The 19976-nt window shown below is 67.5% G+C and carries 16 protein-coding genes; 5 read left to right on the top strand and 11 right to left on the bottom strand.

Annotated elements, in window-relative coordinates; all coding sequences use genetic code 11:
• Positions 1-83: 83 nt before the first annotated feature.
• Together LI337_RS17005 and LI337_RS17000 are read left to right on the top strand one after the other, a co-directional pair.
• Positions 84-2036 (top strand): serine hydrolase domain-containing protein, encoded by a 1953-nt coding sequence (locus tag LI337_RS17005; protein ID WP_227231112.1) that lies wholly within the window; start codon positions 84-86, stop codon positions 2034-2036.
• 156 nt (positions 2037-2192) lie between these two features.
• Positions 2193-3068 carry a CPBP family intramembrane glutamic endopeptidase gene (locus tag LI337_RS17000; protein ID WP_227231111.1) on the top strand — a complete coding sequence of 292 codons (876 nt, stop codon included), beginning with the start codon at positions 2193-2195 and terminating at the stop codon, positions 3066-3068.
• A 141-nt stretch (positions 3069-3209) separates the two neighbouring features.
• Here LI337_RS17000 and LI337_RS16995 read toward each other — a convergent pair whose 3' ends face one another.
• The 5 genes from LI337_RS16995 to LI337_RS16975 all read right to left on the bottom strand — a co-directional run bounded on the left by LI337_RS16995 (position 3210) and on the right by LI337_RS16975 (position 8788).
• Positions 3210-4232 carry an Acg family FMN-binding oxidoreductase gene (locus LI337_RS16995; RefSeq protein WP_227231110.1) on the bottom strand — a complete coding sequence of 341 codons (1023 nt, stop codon included), beginning with the start codon at positions 4230-4232 and terminating at the stop codon, positions 3210-3212.
• A gap of 133 nt (positions 4233-4365) precedes the next feature.
• Positions 4366-6786, bottom strand: coding sequence for a CPBP family intramembrane glutamic endopeptidase (locus tag LI337_RS16990; protein WP_227231109.1), 2421 nt, complete (start codon positions 6784-6786; stop codon positions 4366-4368).
• Positions 6783-7598, bottom strand: coding sequence for an ABC transporter ATP-binding protein (locus tag LI337_RS16985; protein WP_227231108.1), 816 nt, complete (start codon positions 7596-7598; stop codon positions 6783-6785). Before LI337_RS16985 ends, LI337_RS16990 begins: the two co-directional genes overlap by 4 nt.
• 78 nt (positions 7599-7676) lie before the next feature.
• Positions 7677-7943, bottom strand: a complete 267-nt coding sequence (locus tag LI337_RS16980) for an amphi-Trp domain-containing protein (protein ID WP_227231107.1) — start codon at positions 7941-7943, stop codon at positions 7677-7679.
• Between the two features lie 239 nt (positions 7944-8182).
• Positions 8183-8788: a PH domain-containing protein gene (locus LI337_RS16975; RefSeq protein ID WP_227231106.1), complete on the bottom strand. Its 606-nt coding sequence runs from the start codon at positions 8786-8788 to the stop codon at positions 8183-8185.
• A 183-nt stretch (positions 8789-8971) separates the two neighbouring features.
• Here LI337_RS16975 and LI337_RS16970 point away from each other — a divergent pair, with 183 nt between their 5' ends.
• Entirely contained in the window at positions 8972-9664 is a 693-nt protein-coding gene (locus LI337_RS16970; protein ID WP_227231105.1) for a CPBP family intramembrane glutamic endopeptidase, read from the top strand.
• A gap of 39 nt (positions 9665-9703) precedes the next feature.
• Here LI337_RS16970 and LI337_RS16965 read toward each other — a convergent pair whose 3' ends face one another.
• Genes LI337_RS16965 through LI337_RS16955 form a run of 3 tightly spaced genes read right to left on the bottom strand, consistent with a single transcriptional unit; the run spans position 9704 to position 12612 of the window.
• Positions 9704-11158 carry an NAD(P)(+) transhydrogenase (Re/Si-specific) subunit beta gene (locus LI337_RS16965; protein ID WP_227231104.1) on the bottom strand — a complete coding sequence of 485 codons (1455 nt, stop codon included), beginning with the start codon at positions 11156-11158 and terminating at the stop codon, positions 9704-9706.
• Between the two features lie 2 nt (positions 11159-11160).
• On the bottom strand, positions 11161-11445 hold the full coding sequence (locus tag LI337_RS16960; protein WP_227231103.1) for an NAD(P) transhydrogenase subunit alpha part 2: 285 nt from the start codon (positions 11443-11445) through the stop codon (positions 11161-11163).
• Between the two features lie 18 nt (positions 11446-11463).
• Positions 11464-12612, bottom strand: coding sequence for an NAD(P) transhydrogenase subunit alpha (locus LI337_RS16955; RefSeq protein ID WP_227231102.1), 1149 nt, complete (start codon positions 12610-12612; stop codon positions 11464-11466).
• Positions 12613-13085: 473 nt separating this feature from the next.
• Between LI337_RS16955 and LI337_RS16950 the strand changes: the two genes are divergently transcribed.
• On the top strand, positions 13086-17681 hold the full coding sequence (locus tag LI337_RS16950; protein ID WP_227231101.1) for a GAF domain-containing protein: 4596 nt from the start codon (positions 13086-13088) through the stop codon (positions 17679-17681).
• Between the two features lie 204 nt (positions 17682-17885).
• On the top strand, positions 17886-18452 hold the full coding sequence (locus tag LI337_RS16945) for a helix-turn-helix domain-containing protein (protein WP_227231100.1): 567 nt from the start codon (positions 17886-17888) through the stop codon (positions 18450-18452).
• 24 nt (positions 18453-18476) lie between these two features.
• On the opposite strand, the gene LI337_RS16940 is transcribed toward LI337_RS16945, so the two are convergent.
• The 3 genes from LI337_RS16940 to LI337_RS16930 all read right to left on the bottom strand — a co-directional run bounded on the left by LI337_RS16940 (position 18477) and on the right by LI337_RS16930 (position 19903).
• A complete protein-coding gene (locus LI337_RS16940; protein WP_227231099.1) occupies positions 18477-18902 on the bottom strand; it encodes a HalOD1 output domain-containing protein in 426 nt (141 codons plus the stop codon).
• A gap of 309 nt (positions 18903-19211) precedes the next feature.
• Entirely contained in the window at positions 19212-19616 is a 405-nt protein-coding gene (locus LI337_RS16935; RefSeq protein ID WP_227231098.1) for a DUF7970 domain-containing protein, read from the bottom strand.
• Complete coding sequence (locus LI337_RS16930; RefSeq protein ID WP_227231097.1) at positions 19616-19903, bottom strand: hypothetical protein; 288 nt, start codon at positions 19901-19903, stop codon at positions 19616-19618. Before LI337_RS16930 ends, LI337_RS16935 begins: the two co-directional genes overlap by 1 nt.
• Positions 19904-19976: the final 73 nt, after the last annotated feature.

The raw sequence follows: 19976 nt of genomic DNA, 5'->3' as shown, positions 1-19976 counted from the left end.
ATCGCTTCCGTCTCCCCGCCGGTATCGCGTCTGCCTGCTTCGGACGGTGGACGCCGACGACCGCACCCACAGACGTCCCTCCAATGACACACACATCGAGACACACACTCGCCGTCCTGCTCCTGATCGTCGCCCTCGTGAGTAGCCCGGCGCTCGCCTCGTTCGAGCGACCCGCCGCGTCTGTCGCGTCCGAGGCGCAGCCGAGTCTCGACGACCCCGAGGCCGTCGAGGCGTGGCTCGACGAGACGATGGCGGCACAGCTCGAACGCCACCACGTCCCGGGGGCGACGGTCGTCCTCGTCCACGAGGACGAGATCGCACTCGCGAAGGGGTACGGCTACGCCGATCTCGACACACGCCGTCCGGTCGTCGCCGACGAGACCGTCTTCAGCGTCGGCTCGACCGGCAAACTCGTCACGTGGACGGCCGTGATGCAGGGCGTCGAGGACGGCCGACTCGACCTCGACCGCGACGTGAACGACTACCTCGCCGACTCTGCGGTGTCCGTCCCGCCCACCTACCCGGAGCCCGTCACCCTGCGACACCTCGGGACGCACACTGCGGGGTTCGAGGACGTCTTCGCCGGGATGGTCGCAGACGACCCCGGCGAGATCAGGCCGATGGACCAGATCCTTGCCGACCAGCGGCCCGCCCGCGTCTCCCCGCCGGGCGCGTTCGTCGCGTACTCGAACTACGGGACGGCACTCGCCGGCCACGTCGTCGCCGAGACCGCCGACACGCCCTTCGTCGAACAGGTCGACGAGCGCATCTTCATGCCGCTGGGGATGGCGAACACGACCTACGCCCAACCGCTCCCGGCGCGACTGGACCCGCACCGCGCGACCGGCTACACGTACCAGAACGGCGGGTATCAGGCCCACCCGCCGCTGGTGTGGACGTTGCCGCCGGAGGGCGGTTCGCTCCGGACGACCGGGGCGGACATGGGGCAGTTCATGCTCGCGCACCTGAACGAGGGTGCTGTCGGCGGGGAGCGCATCCTGTCTGCGGAGTCGGTCCGCGAGATGCACAGTCGGCAGGTCACGAAGTCCGAACGCGTCCCCGAACTGAACGGGATGGCCTTCGGTTTCATCGAGATGGACCGGAACGACGAGCGGATCGTCGGCCACTGGGGGGACACGCCCCGGTTCACGAGTCTGCTCGCGCTCTACCCGGAGCGAGACCTCGGCCTGTTCGTCGTCTACAACGCGCCCGGCGGCGGGACTGCCCGGTTCGAACTGCTCGACGCCTTCACCGATCGCTACTACCCGCGATCGGACACACCTGCCGTCGACCCGCCGACCGGTGCCACGGACCGAGCGCGCGCCCTCACCGGCGACTACCGGTCGCTGACCGTCTCGACGTCCTCGTGGGAACGGCTCCTCGGTGTCACGACGCGCACCTACACCGTCGAGGCGACCGACGACGGCTCTCTGAGGACCACCCGACTCGGCGCACCCACGCAGACGTGGGTCGAGCGCCGACCAGGGGTCTACGAGGCAGTCGGCGGCAGCGATCTGCTGGTCTTCGAGTACGACGACGAGGGCCGGGCGACACACCTGTTCTTCGATAGCTTCGGGCCGTCGACCTACGAGCGCGTCCCGTGCTACGAGCGACTGACGGTGCTACAGACCGGACTCGGCGCTGGCGTCCTCGGCTTCGCCTCCGTCCTCCTGCTCTGGCTCGCGGGGCCGCTGTGGCGACGCTGGCGCGGTCACGACGCCCCGGACGACCGCGAACGCGCCGCACACTGGCTCCTCGGCACCGTCAGCCTGCTGTGGCTCGCCGTGCTGGTGATCTTCCTGCTCGCGTGGCTCGACTTCAACGCGGAGGCCGCCTCCCCGTCGCTGGCACTCCAGACCGGGAAACTCGTCCGGTGGGTCGCGCTCGCGGGCACGGTCGGTGCCGTCGTGGCAACCGGCCTCGCGTGGCGCGACGAGTACTGGACACGTCCCGTCCGGGTCCACTACACGGTCGTGACTGCCGCGGCGGTCGTGGTCGCCTGGCAACTGTCACTGCTCGGTGTCCTCCCGCTGTAGGGTCGGTCGCGTCACGCGCTCCCGGCCACACCGACCCAGCGAGACCAGTGAGCCGTTGTCGTGGGGGTCGACTGCCGCGTTCGTCGTTCTCAGGTATCGAGAGGTGCCGTCTGCGGTTATCACCGTGGACGACGAACGGGAGACCGTGATCTACCCATGGAATCAGTACGCTCTCTCGTCCGCCGGCATCGCTTCGCCGCGTTCGTCCTCCTCACGTTCCTCCTGACATGGATCCCGTGGGGAGTCGTCGCCGTCGACCTCCAGACCGGCCGGTCCGCGTTCGTGACGCCGTTGCTCCTGCTCGGCGGCCTCGGCCCCTTCCTCGCGGCCGTCGTCGTCGCCACACTCGGTGGCGACGGCCGGTCGTGGCTCCGGGCGCTCGTCGACGTCCGGGCACCGCCGGGAGTCTGGCTCGCCGCCGTGCTGGTGCCGGTCGTCCTCTACGTGGGTGCCATCGCGGTCGTCGTCGCGGGTGGCGCACAGTTCGACCGCGCCGGTCTCCTGCCGGCGGCGGCGCTCCCGGCCGTCGTGTTCGCGACGCTCGTCAGGGGCGGCCTGGAGGAACCCGGCTGGCGCGGTCTCGCGCTCCCGGTCTTACAGCGTCGAGTCGGGGCGTTCTGGGCGAGTATCGCCATCGGCGTGATCTGGGCGGTCTGGCACGTCCCGCTGTTCCTGATGCCCGGAAGCTCACAGGCGGGGACGCCGTTCGCTCTGTACGCGGCCGCCGTGGTCGGGATCAGCGTGATCACGACGTGGCTCTACAACGCCGCCGGTGGCCGCGTGCTGGTCGCCGTCGTCTTCCACACGCTCTCGAACGCGGTGTCCGTGACGACCGCCGGGGGTGTCGTCGGGAGCGAGGTGGCCTCACAGGTCGCCCTGCTCGGCGTCGTCTGGGCGGTGGTGGCACTGCTGGTCTGGCGGTACGGGACCGAGCGACTCTCGGTGAACCCGCTCCCCGACGGGGGGTTAGATCTCTCTGCGTCGTCGACCGATCGTGAACGGGCCGACCGACCGCGCGACACCCCGTCGTGAGGTGGGTCGACAGCGAGTCGGGACGACGTCGCTCCCTCGGCTGGGTCGATCCGGCCACGAGTTCGACAGTGATCGGCAGTGGCTGGGTCGATGCAGTCGAGTACGGCGGCGACGACCGCCGAGCGGAGGAGACGCGTCGAGTCACTCCTCGGGAGCGACTCGTGTGTCGTCCAGAAACACGTCGAGTGGCCAGCGAGGTGTGTGCTCTGGCGTCTCCTCGGTGTATCCGAGTCGGAAGAGGTGCTGTGGGCTCTCGGCCGTCGCCAGACGGTCGCGGAGTCGCGACCGTAGCTCGGGTCGTTCGAGCGTCTGACTCATCGGATGGACGGCGACGCCCGCGGCACTGGCCAGCAGGGCGATCCGCTCGAAGATCTGTCCGGTCTTGATCTGTTCGACCGGGCCGTCCGCGGGCGTACTCAGCACCGCGACGACCGGGGCGCTCTGGATCAACTTCGAGTTCTTCGCCGCCTCACGATCCCCGATGTCGAGGTGGGTGACGACCGCCTGTCCGATCCGGGCGGCGATCCAAGAACTGCCCAGTGCGCCGAGACCGATCCAGTAGCCCAGTTCCTGCCGATACGCGGGATCGTCCATCTGACGGCGGTCCGCGGTCGCCTGCAGTCTGGCGATCGCGTCTCTCGTCTCCGCGTCGTCGACGAGGTGGAGCGTGACGCCCGCGTCGCCGCCGACGCCATCCAGTCGCTCGCGGCTGTCGGCGTCGAGCGCCCGCCCGTCGAAGACCGCGTGACTCGTCGTCCGGGCCGTGAGTGCGTCGAACAACCCTTCGGGGCGGGGCGTCGCGGGCGCACCCGCCTCGAGTCGCACGGTCACGACGTAGTCCGCCGAGTCGGGGTCGTGGTACTCGACGACCGGGTCGAATCCGAAGTGTTCCGCCGCGATACAGCAGTTCTCGACGGCACAGCCCACGCTGAGGTACAGTTCACGCTTGTCGGGATCGGTGGCCTCGAGCCAGCGGGACTCGTCTGCGCCGACGTGTATCTCCTCGCCACGCACGTCGAACCGCCAGGGCTGGGAGTTGTGACTCGACGGCGCGAGGATGGCGTACCTGAGCAGGAACCGGGCCCCGTCGTCGATCGGTCCGTCCGCCGGGTAGTCACCCGCGTCGAGCGTCCAGACGGATCGTGTGAGAGATGCCTGAGACATACACGAGAGTCGTCGAGAGAGACCATAGTTGGCGACGTTGAGGCTCACTCGCCGGGAATCAGCGGAGCGCGTTCAGAGACGTGGGTCGTCCAGTCCGCAGTCGATGTGGACCGGGAGTCGTGGTGTGACTCTCTCAGCCGACGACCCCGTGCGCGATACCGGCCGCGAGGAGCGTGCCCCGTCGGTCGACGAGCCATCCGAGCACGATGCCGACCAAGAAGACGACGGCGACGAGCGGCCACGCGGAGACCGGGTAGTACCCGAGGTGCGCGAGTGCGAAGACGGCCGCCTGTCCCACGATCGCGACGAGCCGCCCGTATCGCTCCTGGAGGAGTCCCTGGAGGAACCCTCTGAACAGGGTCTCCTCCTGGAAGGCGGCGATCGCGAACCCGAAGAACCACCCGAGGAGCAGGTTCACCGCGAGTCCGCTCGCGGCCTCGGCGGCGACGGTCGGTGCTGGTGCCGCGCCGGTGCCCCCGGCCGACGCCAGGTCCGGGAAAGCGAGCGTGAGTGCGAGCGTCCCGCCGACGGTGGCGACGAGGACGGCGACGACCCCGAGGACACCCCAGCCAAGGTCTCCCCGGAGTCGTCCCCGATCGACCCACCACGCCCGGAGGTCGACGCCCACCCAGCGCGTGAAGCCGAGGTAGACGAGACCGACCGAGAGCAGCAGGAAGAGCCCGCCCAGGAAGGCGAGAAAGAGCGGATCACTGCTGTACCCGCCGGGGAAGTACCGGTCCCAGACGCGGGCGAGGGCCGCACGGAGGACGACGAACGTTCCGAGGAGAACGAGTCCTCTGCGCTGCTGGCGTGGGGTGAGCGCAGTCGTTCGGAGCGCAATCCGTTCGGTCGCGTCGTCGTCCGTGCGGGGCGACAGCGAGTCATCGGCGTCGTCGGAGTCCCGGTACGGGCCGGCACCGAACCGACGGGTCGCCACACGGACGCCGGCGTAGCCGACCGCAAGAAGTGTGCCGGCGGCGACGGCGGCACCGACCACGAAGCTCGGCCCGGTAGTCCCCGGATCGGTGGCGAGCATGACCAGTACCGCACCCACGGTTGTGACGCCGAGGAGGACCACGACGGCGAGTATGTATCCGATCAGCGCCCACTGACTCGGCGTCGCCACCGCGTAGCCTCGGTAGGTCCGTTCGGCGTCCGTCGACGGCACGACCGACCCGATCGCGACGGCGACGCTCGCACTGGCGACAGTCAGGACGACGGCGAGTGCTACCCCAGCGGCCGCCGGTAGCGCAGGAAGCCCCAGTGACAGCGCGAGGAGGATCGACCCCACGACTGCGAGTGGCGTCCCGACGAGGAGTCCGGCCACCACGTGGCTCGCGACGAGGGTCGCCGGCCCGGTCGCAGACAGCGTCTCGACGACCCGCATCTCGCCCGCCTCGCCCAGCGGGTTCAGCCCGAAGACCCCGCCTGAGACGTACGCCCCGACGAAGACGAGGAGGCCGCCGACAACCAGCGGCAGCGTCTCGGGATCGGTGATCGTCCCGAACAGCGCGACGGCGGCGACGATGACCAGCGGGAACAGGCTGGTAAACCGGACCGGAATCCGGAGCCAGCGCACCCACAGCCCCAGCGCGAGCGACAGCGGCCGGGGACCGACCCGAGGCGGGAACGTCGCCCCGACTCGCCCGGAGACGTCGCCCGTGGGCGTCGACACGTCGGCACGCTTCGAGGTGGCGTCACGCTGGAACAGGCCTGACGGCGTCGCGTCGGCGAACCAGAGTCGCGGCGCGAGACGGGTGGCGACCGCGAAGAACACGGGGATGCTCACCAGCACCGTGAGTCCGACCAGACCGCTCCCGACTCCCGGTGACGGCGCGAAGGGCGTCCCGACGAAGACGAACGCGAGGTAAAGCGTGGCGGGGGTCGCGACGACCGCGAACGGCGCGAGTGGTTCGGTCGCGCCCATCACCGGGGCCATCGCGGCGTAGCTCAGTCCCATCAACGCCACGAGGAGGACGACGCCGAAGCCCCGACTCACGGCGCGGAGCGACCGACTCCGCAACAGCCCGAGGACGACCGCTTGACCGAGAACGGTGCCTAGTAGCGAGACGCACGTGAACAGTGGGAGCACCGCTAGCACGGCCGTCAGGAGTAGCAGTGGTTGGCCGGCACCGAGCGCGAACCCCCCGGCGAACAGGACGGTCGGCACCAAGACGAACCCGACGAGTTGGACGGTCGCGTGGGCCGTCGTCCCGAGGAGGATGGCGCGTGTCGTCGTCGTCGTCAACAGGAGGCTGTCGCCGTCCGGACGTCCCTGCTGGACGACGCGCAAAGCACCCATCACGACGAAGACGACGACGAGCAGTGTCAGTTGGATGCCGAGTATCTCGAGGGAGATCCCGCGCCCGGCGGCGGCCTGTCCCGCCGAGTAGGCGACGTCTCCCCAGAAGACCAGCAGCGGGGCGAAGAGCGCCACGAACGCGAGCACCGCCAGTTGTCGCTTCCGGGTGCCGAAGGACTTCCGGAGCGACCGCCTGAGTTCGACCCGCGCGATGCCGGCCCCGTGGCGGAGGTCGTCGCCGAGCGAACTCATGGGCTGTCCCCGGTCGTCGCTGCCGTGGCGTGGTCGGCGGTCACCTCGAGGAACGCCTGTTCGAGGGTCCGTTCTTCGCCCGTCTCGGCACGGCGTGTGAGGTCGCCCGGCGACCCTTCGGCGACCAGTCGTCCCTCGTGGAGGACCCCGATGGTGTCGGCGAGTTCGTCGACGACCGACAGGATGTGTGTCGAGAGGAAGACGGTCGTCTCCTCGTCGACGAGGTCCTCGATCACGTCGAGCACCGTCCGGGCAGCACGCGGGTCGAGTCCGCTGGTCGGTTCGTCGAGAAACAGCACGGCAGGTTCGTGGAGGACCGCCTGGATGAGTCCGACCTTCTGGCGCATCCCCTTGGAGTACGTCGAGAGCGGCCGGTCCGCGTCCTCACGCAGGTCGAGTCGTGTCAGGAGCGACTCGATGCGCTCCGTGGCGACCGCGTCGGGTAGGTCGTGCAAGAACGCGACGTAGGACAGTTGTTCGCGACCGGTGAGTTCGTCGTACAGCGGCGGCGTCTCGGGGAGGTAACCGAGCGAGCGCGTCACCGTCGCACGCTCGGACAGCGGCGTCCCCGCGATCGTCGCCGTCCCGGCGGAAGGCGGCAACAGCGTCGTCAGCATCCGCATCGTCGTCGTCTTCCCGGCCCCGTTCGGCCCGAGGAAGCCGTAGACGCTCCCCCGTGGGATCGAGAGGTCGAGGCCGTCGACGGCCACGTGGTCGCCGAACCGCTTCGTCAACCCACGGGTCTCGATGGCCAGTGGAGTCTGGTCGTCACGCAGTCCAGCCGCACCGTCCACCGGAGACCTGTTCGTCATACCCGGAGAGACGTCAACGAGGCTAAAAACAATTGAAGCAGATTGCCACGCGGCGAGAACCAGCAGACGCCGGGTGACTCACCGAGTACCGGAGCCGGTCTCGTCGGTGTCGGCGTCGGGGCCCCAGACGAGTTCGATCTCGATGCTCTCTGTCCCGGCCTCGCCGCTCGGGTCCCACTCACCCTCCAGTTTGAGAACGAGTGGCTCGGTCGGGTCTACCGTGACCGACTGCCCCCCGAGTTCGAGGTGGACTTCGTCGTCCCCTTCGAGTTGCTCGGCGAGGGCGCGGAGGTACCCGGCGACCGCTGTACGGCTCTGCACTGCCTGTGTCTCGATTTCTGGCATGGCAGGTCACCGGGTAGTGATCACCGTCTCGGTGGTCAAACCCCGACCATGATTTCTCCGTCTTTAGAACGGGGTCACCGACGAGTAGGGTATTGCCGATCAGTTCTCATGGTCGGTCCCGTCCGGTTCAGGCCCGCCGTCGGGACACTGCTCGTGGATCAGTCGTTCGAAGTCGTGGCCTTCCCGTCGGTACCCGGTCGGCGCGAGTCTCGGCGAGATGGACCGGCCGTGTGCTCGTTTCAGGCCTGCCGGCCGTGCTCCAGCAGTTCGCGGATCCGGCGGATCTCTCCGAGGAGTTCGGTCGACTCGTCGGGGCTGTCCGCTGTCGCGGTCGGTTCGACGACGTCGTCGCCCTCGGTCGCGGTTCCGGGTCGTGCTCTGACCCTCCCGAGGATCTGTTCTTGGATCTCCTGGAAGTCGGTGACACCGTCGACGGTCAGTTCGGCACCCGTCTGGCCACCGAAGCCGGCGGTGTGGACCTTGACGGCCCCCGATTTGACCAGTCGCTGGATCGGCCCCTGTGCGGTGCCGACGTTCGTGATCCGGTTGTACGGGACGGTGGTCTGCTGTCGGAAGAAGACCCCGCGTCGGTACTCGACTTCGTCGTCGGTGAAGCGGTACTCGGCGGTTCGAGCGAATGCCGGAACCCACCAGGTCAGGTAGCCGAAGCCGAGCAGCAGGACCCCACCGCCGACCGCGAGTACCCACGGATGCATCGCCGCGAGGGCACCCGTGACGGCGAGGAGACCGACGACGGAAAGGACGACGACGACCGCGACCGCTTCGTACGCGAAGTAGTACCGGCGTAACTGTTCGGGCGTGAACCACTCGTGTTCGGGTCTCATACCTGCACAGACGCGCCCGGCGCTATTGAAGCGCGACGTGGACTCCCGGAGACCGAGAATCTGACGCGCGACAGACACTCGGTCGCGGCCGGGGGTCACCGGAGGGCTGGTCAGCGCCCGAACGCGGGCCTCACGACCGAACGGGACCCCACCTCTATGTTGTCTCACGTGAACGTCTGTCGTATGCCGTCCAAACGAGCCGAGAGCTATCAGACCGACTCGGGGGACCTCTCGCCTGCCGTCGTCGTCGGTCTCGCCGTCTCGCTGTTCGGCGTCGTGGTGCTCGGACAGATCGAACTCCCGCGCTGGATCGCGGCGTCGGCGACGCGGTCGTTCCTGACGAACTCACTGTCCAGTTGGGTGCTCGCCGGGGCGATCGTGACACTCGTCGTCTACTGGGAGCGACGAGATGTCGCCTCGATCGGCCTCGAACTCCCGGGCCGACGGGACGTCGCGGTCGGCATCGGTGCCGGCCTGCTCGCCACCGTCATCGGTCTCCTCGTGACCGGCGGTGCGGTTGCCGTGTTCGATCTCCAGGCACCGCCGACGCTGTCGGCGATCGCAGAGCTCTCCCTGCCGGTGCAGGTCGGAATCGTCGGGACGGCCGTCGTCACCGAGGAGATACTCTGGCGTGGCTACCCCATCGAACGGCTGACCGAACTGACTGGCAACGTCTGGATCGGCGGCGTCGTCAGCGGTCTGGTCTTCCTCGCGGTCCACCTTCCCGCCTGGGGACTCGTCGGTGCCATCCCGCAGTCGGTGTTCACCACGTTCCTCGTCGGTGTGTACGTCTGGCGGCGGAACGTCGTCGTAACCATGCTCACTCACGGTGTCATCAACGGACTCGTGTTGCTCGTGCTCCCGGCGATGCTCTGAGGCGTTCGGGTGCTCTCGCCGACTCGAGAGGAGAGGTCGCTACGAGCGGGTCTGTTTGTACTCGTTGACCAGCGCCTGCATGCACTCACGGGCGTCGCCGAACAGCATGAGCGTGTTGTCTCCCGCGAACAGCGGGTTGGGGATGCCCGCGTAGCCGGGACTGAGACTCCGTTTGTTGACGACGACGGTCTCGGCCTCCCACACGTTCAACACCGGCATCCCGGCGATCGGACTCTCCTCCCCGCTGTAGGCGGTCGGGTTCACCACGTCGTTGGCCCCCGTCACCAGAACGAGATCGGTCTGTGAGAACGTCGGGTTGACCGCCGAGAGTTCCTGCATCTGTTCGTACGGGATGTTCGCCTCGGCGAGCAGGACGTTCATGTGTCCCGGCATCCGGCCCGCGACGGGGTGGATGGCGAAGACGACCTCGATGCCGTCGGCCTCCAGCAAGTTCGCCAGTTCCGCGACGGCGTGCTGGGCTTGCCCCACGGCCATCCCGTAGCCCGGGACGATCACGACACGTCGGGCCGTCTCGAGTAACAGCACCACCTCCTCGGGGGACGTCGACTTGACCCGCCCCTCGTAGACGTCCGTTCCGTCCCGACCGGCGGCCGCGCTCGCTCCCCCGTACTCGCTGAAGAGGACGTTCCGGAGCGAGCGATTCATCGACCGGCACATGATCACGGTCAGGATGATCCCCGAGGCACCGACGAGCGTCCCGGCGATGATGAGCACGCTGTTGTCCAGCACGAACCCCGTCGAGGCGGCGGCCAGCCCCGAACACGCGTTCAACAGGGCGATCACGACGGGCATGTCCGCACCCCCGATCGGGACGACCAGTAACACCCCGAGGATCGAGGCGAGAGCGAGCAACACCCAGTACGGCGTCGCGAACGCGCCCAACTGGAGCGGACCGAAGCGCGGCGACTGCGTGACGAGCGCCACCCCGACGACGACCGCAGCGAGGAGCGTCACGGCCTTGACCACGTTCTCCCCGGAGTACCGGATCGGATCTTCGAGGACGCCGTGGAGCTTTCCGGCGGCCACGAGACTCCCACAGAACGTGACTGCGCCGACGAGGCCGGTGACGCCCGCAGCGGCGGTCACCGTGACCGAGAGGTCGCTCGCGGTGCCGGCTGTCCCGACCTGATCGACGAGTTCGGCACCCGCGACGAGCGCGGATGCACCCCCACCGAACCCGTTGAACAGGCCGACGAGTTGCGGCATGTCGGTCGTCTCGACGGTCGTCGCCAGCCAGGTGCCGATGGCCGCACCGACGAGGAGTGCGGCCGCCAGCACCAGCGGCGAGAGAATCTCGAACCAGAGCACGGTCGCTCCCACGGCGAGCACCATGCCCGACGCCGAGATGAGGTTCCCCCGCGCTGCGGTCCGTGGGTGGGTCAGCCGCTGGAGTCCGAGGATGAACAGGACCCCCGCGAGGAGGTACGCGATCTGGAGTGTCTCCGGCGGGAGTCCGTCGGCGAGGCCAGCCACGGTCAGTCACCCCGCCGTCGGCCGAAACTCTTCAGCATCTTCTGGCTGATCAGGTAGCCCCCGACGACGTTGATCGTCGCCAGCACGACGGCGAAAAAGCCGAGGACGGTCGCGAGCGTGGTGTTGCCCGATCCGGCGACGAGCACCGACCCGATGAGCGTGATCCCCGAGATGGCGTTCGTCCCGGAGATGAGCGGCGTGTGCAGGGTCGCCGGGATCTTCGTGATGAGTTCGTAGCCGAGGAACGCGGCGAGGACGAACAGCGTGAGGTGCTCGACGAACGCCATCAGCCACTCCTCCGTCGGTCAGCCCCCATCTGGCCCACCTCCCCGTGCCGGTGGCCGAACCGTGCCCTCGTGCGTGAGGAGCGTCGCGTCGACGACCTCGTCCGTGAGGTCGACGTGCAACTCCTCGTCGACGAGCAGACCGTCGAGGAAGTTGCGGAGGTTGGTCGCGAACAGTTGACTCGCCGTGTGTGAGACCCTCGCCGGGAGGTTCTTCGGGCCGAGAATCTCGACACCGTCGTAGTCGACCGTCTCTCCCGGCCGTGTCGGTTCACAGTTGCCCCCGCTGTCGGCCGCCAGGTCGACGACGACGGAGCCTGCGTCCATCCCCTCGACCATCTCGGCGGTGACGAGTGTCGGAGCCGGACGGCCGGGGACCGCCGCAGCGGTGATCACGACGTCTGCACGCGCCACCGCAGCGGTCATGGCCTCGCGCTGTTTTCGGTAGAACTCAGCACCCTGCTCTCGGGCGTACCCGTCAGTCTCGGGGGTCTCTGTCGGTTCGACGTCGAGTTCGAGAAACTCCGCACCGAGGCTCTCGACCTCCTCTCTGACCGGCGGTCTGATGTCGTACGCACGGACGCGTGCACCGAGCCGTCTGGCGGTCGCGATCGCCTGAAGGCCGGCCACGCCCGCGCCGACCACGAAGACGTCAGCCGGTCTGACCGTCCCGGCGGCGGTCGTCTGCATCGGGAACAGACTCGGCAGGGCGTCCGCTGCCATGACGGCGGCCTTGTACCCGCCGACGCTCGCCATCGAGGTCAGCACGTCCATACTCTGTGCCCGCCCGATTCGCGGGAGGAGTTCGAGCGCGAAGGCGCTGACGCGGCGGGTCGCCAGCACGCCGAGTGTCTCGTCGTCGATGGTGTACGGCCCGAGGAGGCCGACGACCGTCTGCCCCTCGCGGTACGGATCCATCGGCGCGTCGGGAACTGCACCGAGTGCCCGCACCTGCAGGACGACGTCCGCCCGGTCGAACACGTCGGCTCGACGCTCGACCACGTCACACCCTGCGGCCGCGTACTGCTCGTCAGTCCAGTCGGCCCCGCGACCCGCCCGCGTGGTGATCGTCACGGTGTGGCCCCGGTCGACCAGTTTCTGTGCGACCGGCGGGATGAGTGCGACGCGAGACTCGTCGGTGGCTGTCTCACCGGGGACACCGACGATCATCGACGCACCTCGGAGAGGCGACCGTGGTGGCCGTCCGGGAGTCCCGCTGGGTGTCGGTCCGTCGTTGGGTGCATCCTGACCTCCTCCTGTCGTTCGACGCGATGGTCGCGCGAAGCGAACAAAACTGTTTGCCCCACTCTGGCACGGGATGTGAACGTGATGTTTCCCATCGCCACCCCACTCGACGGTGGCGTGACTCCTGTCCCGCGCGGGAAGCCCGCAGGTGAGACCTGACGAACGCACGCCGAACGAGCACCGAGACCCACGCCACGCGCGAGATGCCCGAGTCGATCGGCGTCCGAGGCTCCGTCGACGGTCTCCGGATCGGACCGACCGTGCGGCGTGTCCGTGGCTGACGCCCTCGGTCGCGATCCGACGTCGGGACCCCGGGTCGCTCTCCAGTCCCGTCGTGTCCACACGGCCAGTTGTTCTATCGACAGAACACTTTTCCATGTTACCTGTGATGAGTGCTCATGACCTCGGCCGCACCGTCAGCCGTCGACGTCCTGGAGACGGTCGACGCCCTCGGCCCGCCCGGAACACCGGTGACGACCCCGGAAGTCGCAGAGGGCTTCGACTGCACCCAGCGGACGATCTACAACCGACTCGACACACTCGTCGCGGAGGGACCACTCCGAACGAAGAAGGTGGGCGCGAACAGCCGCGTCTGGTGGCGGCCCGTCGACGCTGCTCGCCACCGAAACGGTGGCGCATCCGGCCAGCGCCGTCCCGTCACACTCCGAGACGGCGGGGCTTCCCCACTCGACGCCGATAGCGAGATGGCCGAGCGCATCCGCGAGTTCGAGTGGGGCGACACTCCACTCGGTCCGATGGACGACTGGCCGGCAGAGTTGCGGGTCGCCGTCGACATCATGCTCGGAGCGGAACGAGCCATCGGCATCTACTGGGGTGAGGATCTGACGCTGTTGTACAACGATCTAGCGCGTGACGTTATCGGGGAGAAGCATCCCGACGCGCTCGGCCAACCGGCTCGGACGGTGTTTGCGGAAGCGTGGCACAAGCTCGGTCAGCCCCTCGAACGGGTCCTGTCGGGCGAGGGGGCGGCCCGACTCGACGAGTTTCTGCTCCCACTCGAACGAACCGACGAGATGGAAGACACCTGGTGGGACACGGTCTACAGTCCGATCCCGCTCGAAGACGGCTCCGTCGGTGGGGTGTTCAATATCGCGGTCGACGTCACCGACCGGAAGCGCCGGGAACGAAACACTGCCTTCTTGGAAGCCCTCGATGCGGAACTGACCGAACTCACCTCGCCGGAAGAGATCGTTGCGACGGCCGGAGAGCGGATCAACGACTATCTGAACGTCGCCGTCTACAACATGAGCTCGATCGACGAAGACGCCGATACGGTCGATCACCTCTACGTGTGGGAAGACGACACCGTGCGGTCCGTGCCCGACACGGTACGTCTCTCGGAGTTCTCGACGGACGCGTTCCGCGAGGCGGTCCGGGCCGGCCACCCGATCGTCAGCTCCGACACACACGAGGATGGGTACACCGACGCTCGCGCCACCGAGACTATCGACGTCCGCTCGTTCATCACCGTCCCGTTTCACCGAGAGGGCGACTGGGAGTACCTGCTCAGCCTCACCGATACAGCACCCCGGGAGTGGCGTGAGGACGAGGTCGAACTCGTTCAGGAACTGGCGAAGCGACTGTTCCCGCGGCTCGAACGCGCTCGTGCCGAAGATGCCCTTCGGGAGTCCGAACAGCGCTATCGCAGGCTGTTCGACTCTCTCAACGAGTCCATCGAAGCGGCCTTCTTCGTCGTCGAGCAGGTATCCGGCGAAAACGAGGGTCCGCCGGATCGCGGCGAGTTGGCGGCGTACCGCTTCGTCGAGACGAACCCTGCGTTCGAGGAGTTCACTGGATTGACCGACGTCGTCGGAAAACGAGTGACCGACCTCGGTCTCGACGGCGACGTGCCCGGCTCCGACGTCTGGGACGAGGTGGAACGGACAGGCGAATCGAGACGATTCGAGATCGAAGTCACTGACGGCCCTCTCGACGCTGGCTGGTACGACGTTCGCGTCTTCCCGTACGGGAGGTCGGACGGCGGAGCCGTCGCGTGTCTCGTCGACGACATCACCGAGCGGAAGCAACTCGAAGACGATCTCCGGACCGAAAAAGAACGACTCGACGTCGCGGTGGAGCACTCGCCGCTCGTTCTCTTCCGACTGGATACGGAGCTTCGATACACCTGGATACGGAACCCGGATCAGGATTTCGAGGAGGTGGACGTGCTAGGGAAGCGTGATGACGAACTGTTATCGCCCGACGCGGCCGAGACGCTCAGGGCACCCAAACTGCGGGCGCTGGAAACCGGCGAGCGCGTCCGCGAGGAGGTGACCTACGAGTTACCCTCCGGTCAGGTGACCTACGACCTCACGGCGGCCCCGATCCGAGACGACTCCGGAGAGATCACCGGCTTGCTGTGTTCTGCGCTCGATCTGACCGAGCGAAAGGCGGCCGAGGAGAGACTCGAAGCGCGGGCCGAACTGGACGCGTTCCGCGTCGAACTCACCGACGCGATCCGTCCACTCTCGGATCCCGAAGCGATCCAGCGGGAGGCCGCACGCGTCCTCGGGGAGTGGCTCGACGTCGCGCGCGCCCACTACGCCGAAGTCGACGAGGACGAGGAGACGTTCCGGATTCACGCCGATCACTACCGCAGCGACGTCAGTTCGACCGTGGGCGAGCACCGTCTGTCGGACTTCGGCGAGTACACCGCGGAGACGCTTCGTGCCGGCGATCGCCTCGTCCTGACCGACTGTGACTCGACCGAGCAACTGAGCGACGAGGGGGAAGCGACGTTCACGACACTCGACAGCTACGCCAACGTCGCCGTGCCGCTGGTCAAGAACGACCGTCTCGTGGCGTTTTTCGCCGTCGACAACGCGAAACCCCGCGAGTGGACCGACACCGAGATCGAAATGGTCGATGAGACCGCCGAGCGCACCTGGGCGGCCGTCGAGCGGGCGCACGCCGAACAGGCTCGCCGTGAGAGCGAGGAGCGATTCCGCGCCGTGGCGAACCTCGTGCCGAGCCTCCTGTGGAGCAACGATCCGGAGGGGTCGACGTTCTGGTACAATCAGCAATGGCTCGACTACACCGGCCAGACCATGGAGGAAGCCGCCGACTACGGGTGGCTGAACGCTATCCACCCCGAAGACCGCGAGCAGTCCCTCGAAAACTTCCAGCGTGCGGTCGACGCGGGCGAGCCGCTCCGGCAGGAGTACCGTATCCAGCGCCACGATGGAGAGTATCACTGGTTCCTCGTCCAAGCGCGACCGGTGAGGAACGATGGAGAGATCAGCCGCTGGTTCGGCGCGGCGACCGACATTCACGACCAACGTGAGATGCGGGCGACGCTCGAACGGCTCAACGCCGTGACCCGGGACCTGCTCGATACCGAGTCGGCGACGATCGAAGACCGGATCGCCGGGCTCGTGCGGGACATTCTCGACGTCGAATACGCCGCCCTCTGGCGATACGACGACCAGCGCGGTGACCTCGAACAACACGCTGTCGACACGGCCCCGGACGTGGACCCCGGCTCGATCAGCGTCTCGACCGAGCTCTCCGAGTTGGTCTGGCAGACGTTCGTCGGGAGCGATATCGAGGTGGCGACCGATCTCGACGGTCAGGATGACACGTGGGGTTCGCTCGGAAGCCGCGTGCTCGTGCCTCTGGGCCGCCACGGCGTCGTGTGTCTCGGTTCTCCCCGGTCGGGCACCTTCGACGAGGGGACGGTCGACCTCGTCGAGATGGTGGCCGCGACCGTCGAGACCGCGTGGGACCGCGCCGCCGGCGAAGCGGAGTTAGCGGACCGGAACGAAGAGTTGGTCCGTCTCGACAGTCTCAACACGCTCATCCGCGAAATCAACCAGGCGCTCGTGGCCGCCGACACGCGCGAGGAGATCGACGACGCCGTCTGCGAACGACTGGCGAACTCCGACCGCTACGAGTTCGCCTGGATCGGCGAGCACGATCCGGGATCTGACTCGATCGAACCACGGGCGTGGGCCGGCGTGGACGGCGGCTACCTCGAGGACCTCTCGATCACGGTGGCCGACGACCCGACCACCCGTGACCCGATCGCCCGTGCCGCCCAGACTGGCGACCTACAGACTGTCGCCGACATCGCCACGAGCAGTGGCTTCGCTCCGTGGCGGGAAGCGACACTCGAACGCGGTGCCCGGTCGCTGGTCTGCATCCCGCTCGTGTACGAGGATGCAACGTACGGCGTGTTGACCGTCTACGCCGACCGTCCGCAGTCCGACGAGGACGAGCGCAACCTGGACGTGCTGTCGGAACTCGGTGCCACGATCGCACACGCGCTCAACGCCCGGGAGACGCGGGCGACGTTACAGACGGACAGCGTCGTCGAACTCACGCTCCGGTTCGAGGACGCCGACACCCCCCTGTGTCGACTCGCCGGCGAGGCGGAGTGTTCCATCGAACACCAGGGGATCGTCCCCCGATCCGGCGGCCAGGCCGACGTCTTCTTCGTCGCACGTGGGGTCTCGCCGGCGGAGCTTCGAACCGTCGCAGCGCGCTCGCTCGCGGTCGAGGAGTTCGACTGTCTCACCGGCTGTGCCGACGGGTCGTTGTTCAGAGCGCGGGTGAGCGACCCGACGCTGGCGGCGCGGCTCACAGACGAGGGGGCCGTCGTGCGCTCGTTGGTCGTCGACGACGGGGTGGCAACCGCCGTTCTCGACGTCCCGCACACGGCCGCAGTTCGCGAGTACCTGGACCGACTTCGCCAGTGGGCCCCAGACTTCGACCTGCGCGCCCGCACGTCACGAGAGCGGCCACTGAAGACCCGGCAGTCCTTCGTGGCCGTGCTCGAAGACCACCTGACAGACCGCCAGCGGGAGGTCCTGCAGACGGCGTATCTGAGTGGGTTCTTCGAGATGCCACGGGTCAGTAACGGACAGGAGGTCACCGAACTGCTCGGCGTCTCCCAGCCGACCTTCTCCGAGGACCTCCGTGCGGCCGAACGGCGTCTCTGTGCGGTCCTCTTCGAGACCGACCCACGCGAGTAGTCTCCCGTCTGGCGTGCCGTGACGACGCCCGGGCCTCACATGTGAAACCTCGGCGTCGAGAACGTTTGTCCTGTTTGGGCCAACGCATAGGCCGCTACGAGGAATTACTGTACACTGGGGAGTGATCCCTGGCCGGGGAGGGGAGAACTCGCAGTCCGGGGGTCCGGCCCTCTTTCCAGACGAATTTCGCGAGGTGTTCGAGACATGGATCGATTTGACGACGTTGAGACGAGAAATCCAACTGGGGTACTGACCGTGGACGAACGAGAGACGCTCAGAGTCGCCCTCGAGACGGGGTATTTCGGGGTCCCCCGGACGGCGACGCTCGACGAGGTCGCCGACGAACTCGGTCGATCGAACGTCGAGAGCTCACAGCAACTCCGGCGAGGCATGGCCACCGTCCTGCGAGCGACGAACGTCCTCGACGACCCGGCTGTCGTCGCAGACGGCGGCACCGGTCGTCCGCTCGATCGGCTGTTCGACGCACTCTCTCATCCGTACCGACGTCGCATCCTGACGCTCGTCAGCGAGCGTGAGTCCCGCGAGGAGGGCGGGTTCTCTATCGGTGCCCTCGCGACCGAGGACGACGACCTCGAACTCCTCACGACCGAACTGTACCACGCGCACTTGCCGATGCTCGCTGACGCAGGCTACATCGAGTGGGAGAGTGACGGAGAGACCGTTCACCGAGGATCGAACTTCGAGGAGATCGAACCCGTGCTTCGGCTGATGACTGAACACCGAGACGAACTGCCCGACGGATGGCCGTGAGTGGCTCGGGGGTCCGCGTCGGCTTCACCCGTCGAGACGGATCGATCCGTCGGCACGGACCGTAATCTCGTAGCCACAGTACTGGAAGCGGACGTGCCGTCGAGCGCCGTCGTCCGTCTCGAGTAACGTGTCGAGAACCTCGTGGTCGATGGCGTCCTGAAGCGGGGGGAGGTCGGTCGGCGCGACGCCGTCGCGTGCCGCCACCGCCTCGACGATCGACGCGACCGGAGAGCCCGTCGTGTCGACGTGAGCCGACGACGACCGAGCGAGGCGGGTGATCTCGACGTCCCACTGCTTCGTCTCGTCACCCCGGACGACTGGCCAGCTCCCACGAACGTCGACGCCGTTCGCGTCCGCCTCGACGACGAGTTTCCGTAGCGTCTTCTGGAAGGCCTCCCTGGTCGTGACAGCCGGGCGGTCGTCCGCCTCCGGCGAGTTCTCATCGTCCATACACGTCAGATACCGGCCCTGTCATAATAGCGATTACGGCGACGGATGCCCGGTCGGGATCGATTCGTTCCGCTGTCGTGGCGTGATTCCGTTCTCACTTCTCGCACGTACACGCCGACCGACAGCCGACGAGAACAGCGGAGTCGACAGCGACGGCGAACGTATTCGGTCACGCCGACATCTTCACGCCCTTCTCGACGGGACTGTCTCGACGTCTCACCAGCGGCGATCCTGCCTCCGTGGGTGCTTCGCTAAGTCGGTGTCTCGACTCCCGACGGTGGAGCCGTCCCGTCTCGCACTCTCTGTCGTCTAGTCCAGGTCGTATCCCCACTCGCGCAAGACCGCTGCGACCAGGCCCGGATTCCGCTGTGCGACCACCATCGCCGCCTCCCGATAGTCCGACTTGTAGACGTCCTCACCGAGAGTCTCCTCAAGTTCAGCCCTGAGCGCGTCTTCTCCCTCGACGACCTCCTCGCGGAGGAAGAACGGAACCTGCGCACGCCCCTCGTTGACCCGACTCCGGCGAAGCTTGTACGGGATCGAGTCCAACGTCGGACGACTACCCTCTCGCTCGTCGTCCGCGTCACTTTCCTGGTCTCGCTCTCCCGACTGATCTACCGACTCTGCTCCGTCGACGTCCGCCGGTTCCGTGGTGGACTCGTCGTCTGCAGTCCCGTCCGAGTCGGCGTCACCGGGTCCAGATTCGCGTCCCATCAGGCCGTCACCTCCGGCGTCTTCAGTCCGGCTTCCCGTTCGAGGGGTCGTGTGAGGTCGTCGAACTCGGTTCTCGGCCGGCCGACGAGACGTCTGACTGGACTTTCGACCGCCGAACTCACACGATCTGAGTCGGGGTAGATCAGGGGCGTCCGACTCCAGTTTCGTGTGCCCGTGTCGGTCGCCGGCACGTCGTCGCCCGTCCGAGCGTTGCTCACGGCGACGGCCGCCGCAGTCGCGGTCCTCTCGCTGCCGCGCGCTCGCGACTCTGGGCTGTCTGTGTGCATACACCCGATGCCCGCAGGCACCGAGTATAAATCTACGTCAGAGACTGTGACTACACGCTATCGGTGTACGCTA

Source organism: Salinirubrum litoreum (assembly GCF_020567425.1).
In the GTDB taxonomy this organism is placed as follows: Archaea; Halobacteriota; Halobacteria; order Halobacteriales; family Haloferacaceae; genus Salinirubrum; species Salinirubrum litoreum.
Note: the sequence above shows the minus strand (reverse complement) of the source record. Positions and strands in the feature narration are given on the sequence as shown.

Excerpts from the sequence above, each read along its gene's own strand:
- LI337_RS17005 (WP_227231112.1), top strand. The coding sequence starts at position 84 with ATGACACACACATCGAGACACACACTCGCCGTCCTGCTCCTGATCGTC.
- LI337_RS17000 (WP_227231111.1), top strand. The coding sequence starts at position 2,193 with ATGGAATCAGTACGCTCTCTCGTCCGCCGGCATCGCTTCGCCGCGTTC.
- LI337_RS16995 (WP_227231110.1), bottom strand. The coding sequence starts at position 4,232 with ATGTCTCAGGCATCTCTCACACGATCCGTCTGGACGCTCGACGCGGGT.
- LI337_RS16990 (WP_227231109.1), bottom strand. The coding sequence starts at position 6,786 with ATGAGTTCGCTCGGCGACGACCTCCGCCACGGGGCCGGCATCGCGCGG.
- LI337_RS16985 (WP_227231108.1), bottom strand. The coding sequence starts at position 7,598 with ATGACGAACAGGTCTCCGGTGGACGGTGCGGCTGGACTGCGTGACGAC.
- LI337_RS16980 (WP_227231107.1), bottom strand. The coding sequence starts at position 7,943 with ATGCCAGAAATCGAGACACAGGCAGTGCAGAGCCGTACAGCGGTCGCC.
- LI337_RS16975 (WP_227231106.1), bottom strand. The coding sequence starts at position 8,788 with ATGAGACCCGAACACGAGTGGTTCACGCCCGAACAGTTACGCCGGTAC.
- LI337_RS16970 (WP_227231105.1), top strand. The coding sequence starts at position 8,972 with ATGCCGTCCAAACGAGCCGAGAGCTATCAGACCGACTCGGGGGACCTC.
- LI337_RS16960 (WP_227231103.1), bottom strand. The coding sequence starts at position 11,445 with ATGGCGTTCGTCGAGCACCTCACGCTGTTCGTCCTCGCCGCGTTCCTC.
- LI337_RS16955 (WP_227231102.1), bottom strand. The coding sequence starts at position 12,612 with ATGATCGTCGGTGTCCCCGGTGAGACAGCCACCGACGAGTCTCGCGTC.
- LI337_RS16950 (WP_227231101.1), top strand. The coding sequence starts at position 13,086 with ATGACCTCGGCCGCACCGTCAGCCGTCGACGTCCTGGAGACGGTCGAC.
- LI337_RS16945 (WP_227231100.1), top strand. The coding sequence starts at position 17,886 with ATGGATCGATTTGACGACGTTGAGACGAGAAATCCAACTGGGGTACTG.
- LI337_RS16940 (WP_227231099.1), bottom strand. The coding sequence starts at position 18,902 with ATGGACGATGAGAACTCGCCGGAGGCGGACGACCGCCCGGCTGTCACG.
- LI337_RS16935 (WP_227231098.1), bottom strand. The coding sequence starts at position 19,616 with ATGGGACGCGAATCTGGACCCGGTGACGCCGACTCGGACGGGACTGCA.
- LI337_RS16930 (WP_227231097.1), bottom strand. The coding sequence starts at position 19,903 with ATGCACACAGACAGCCCAGAGTCGCGAGCGCGCGGCAGCGAGAGGACC.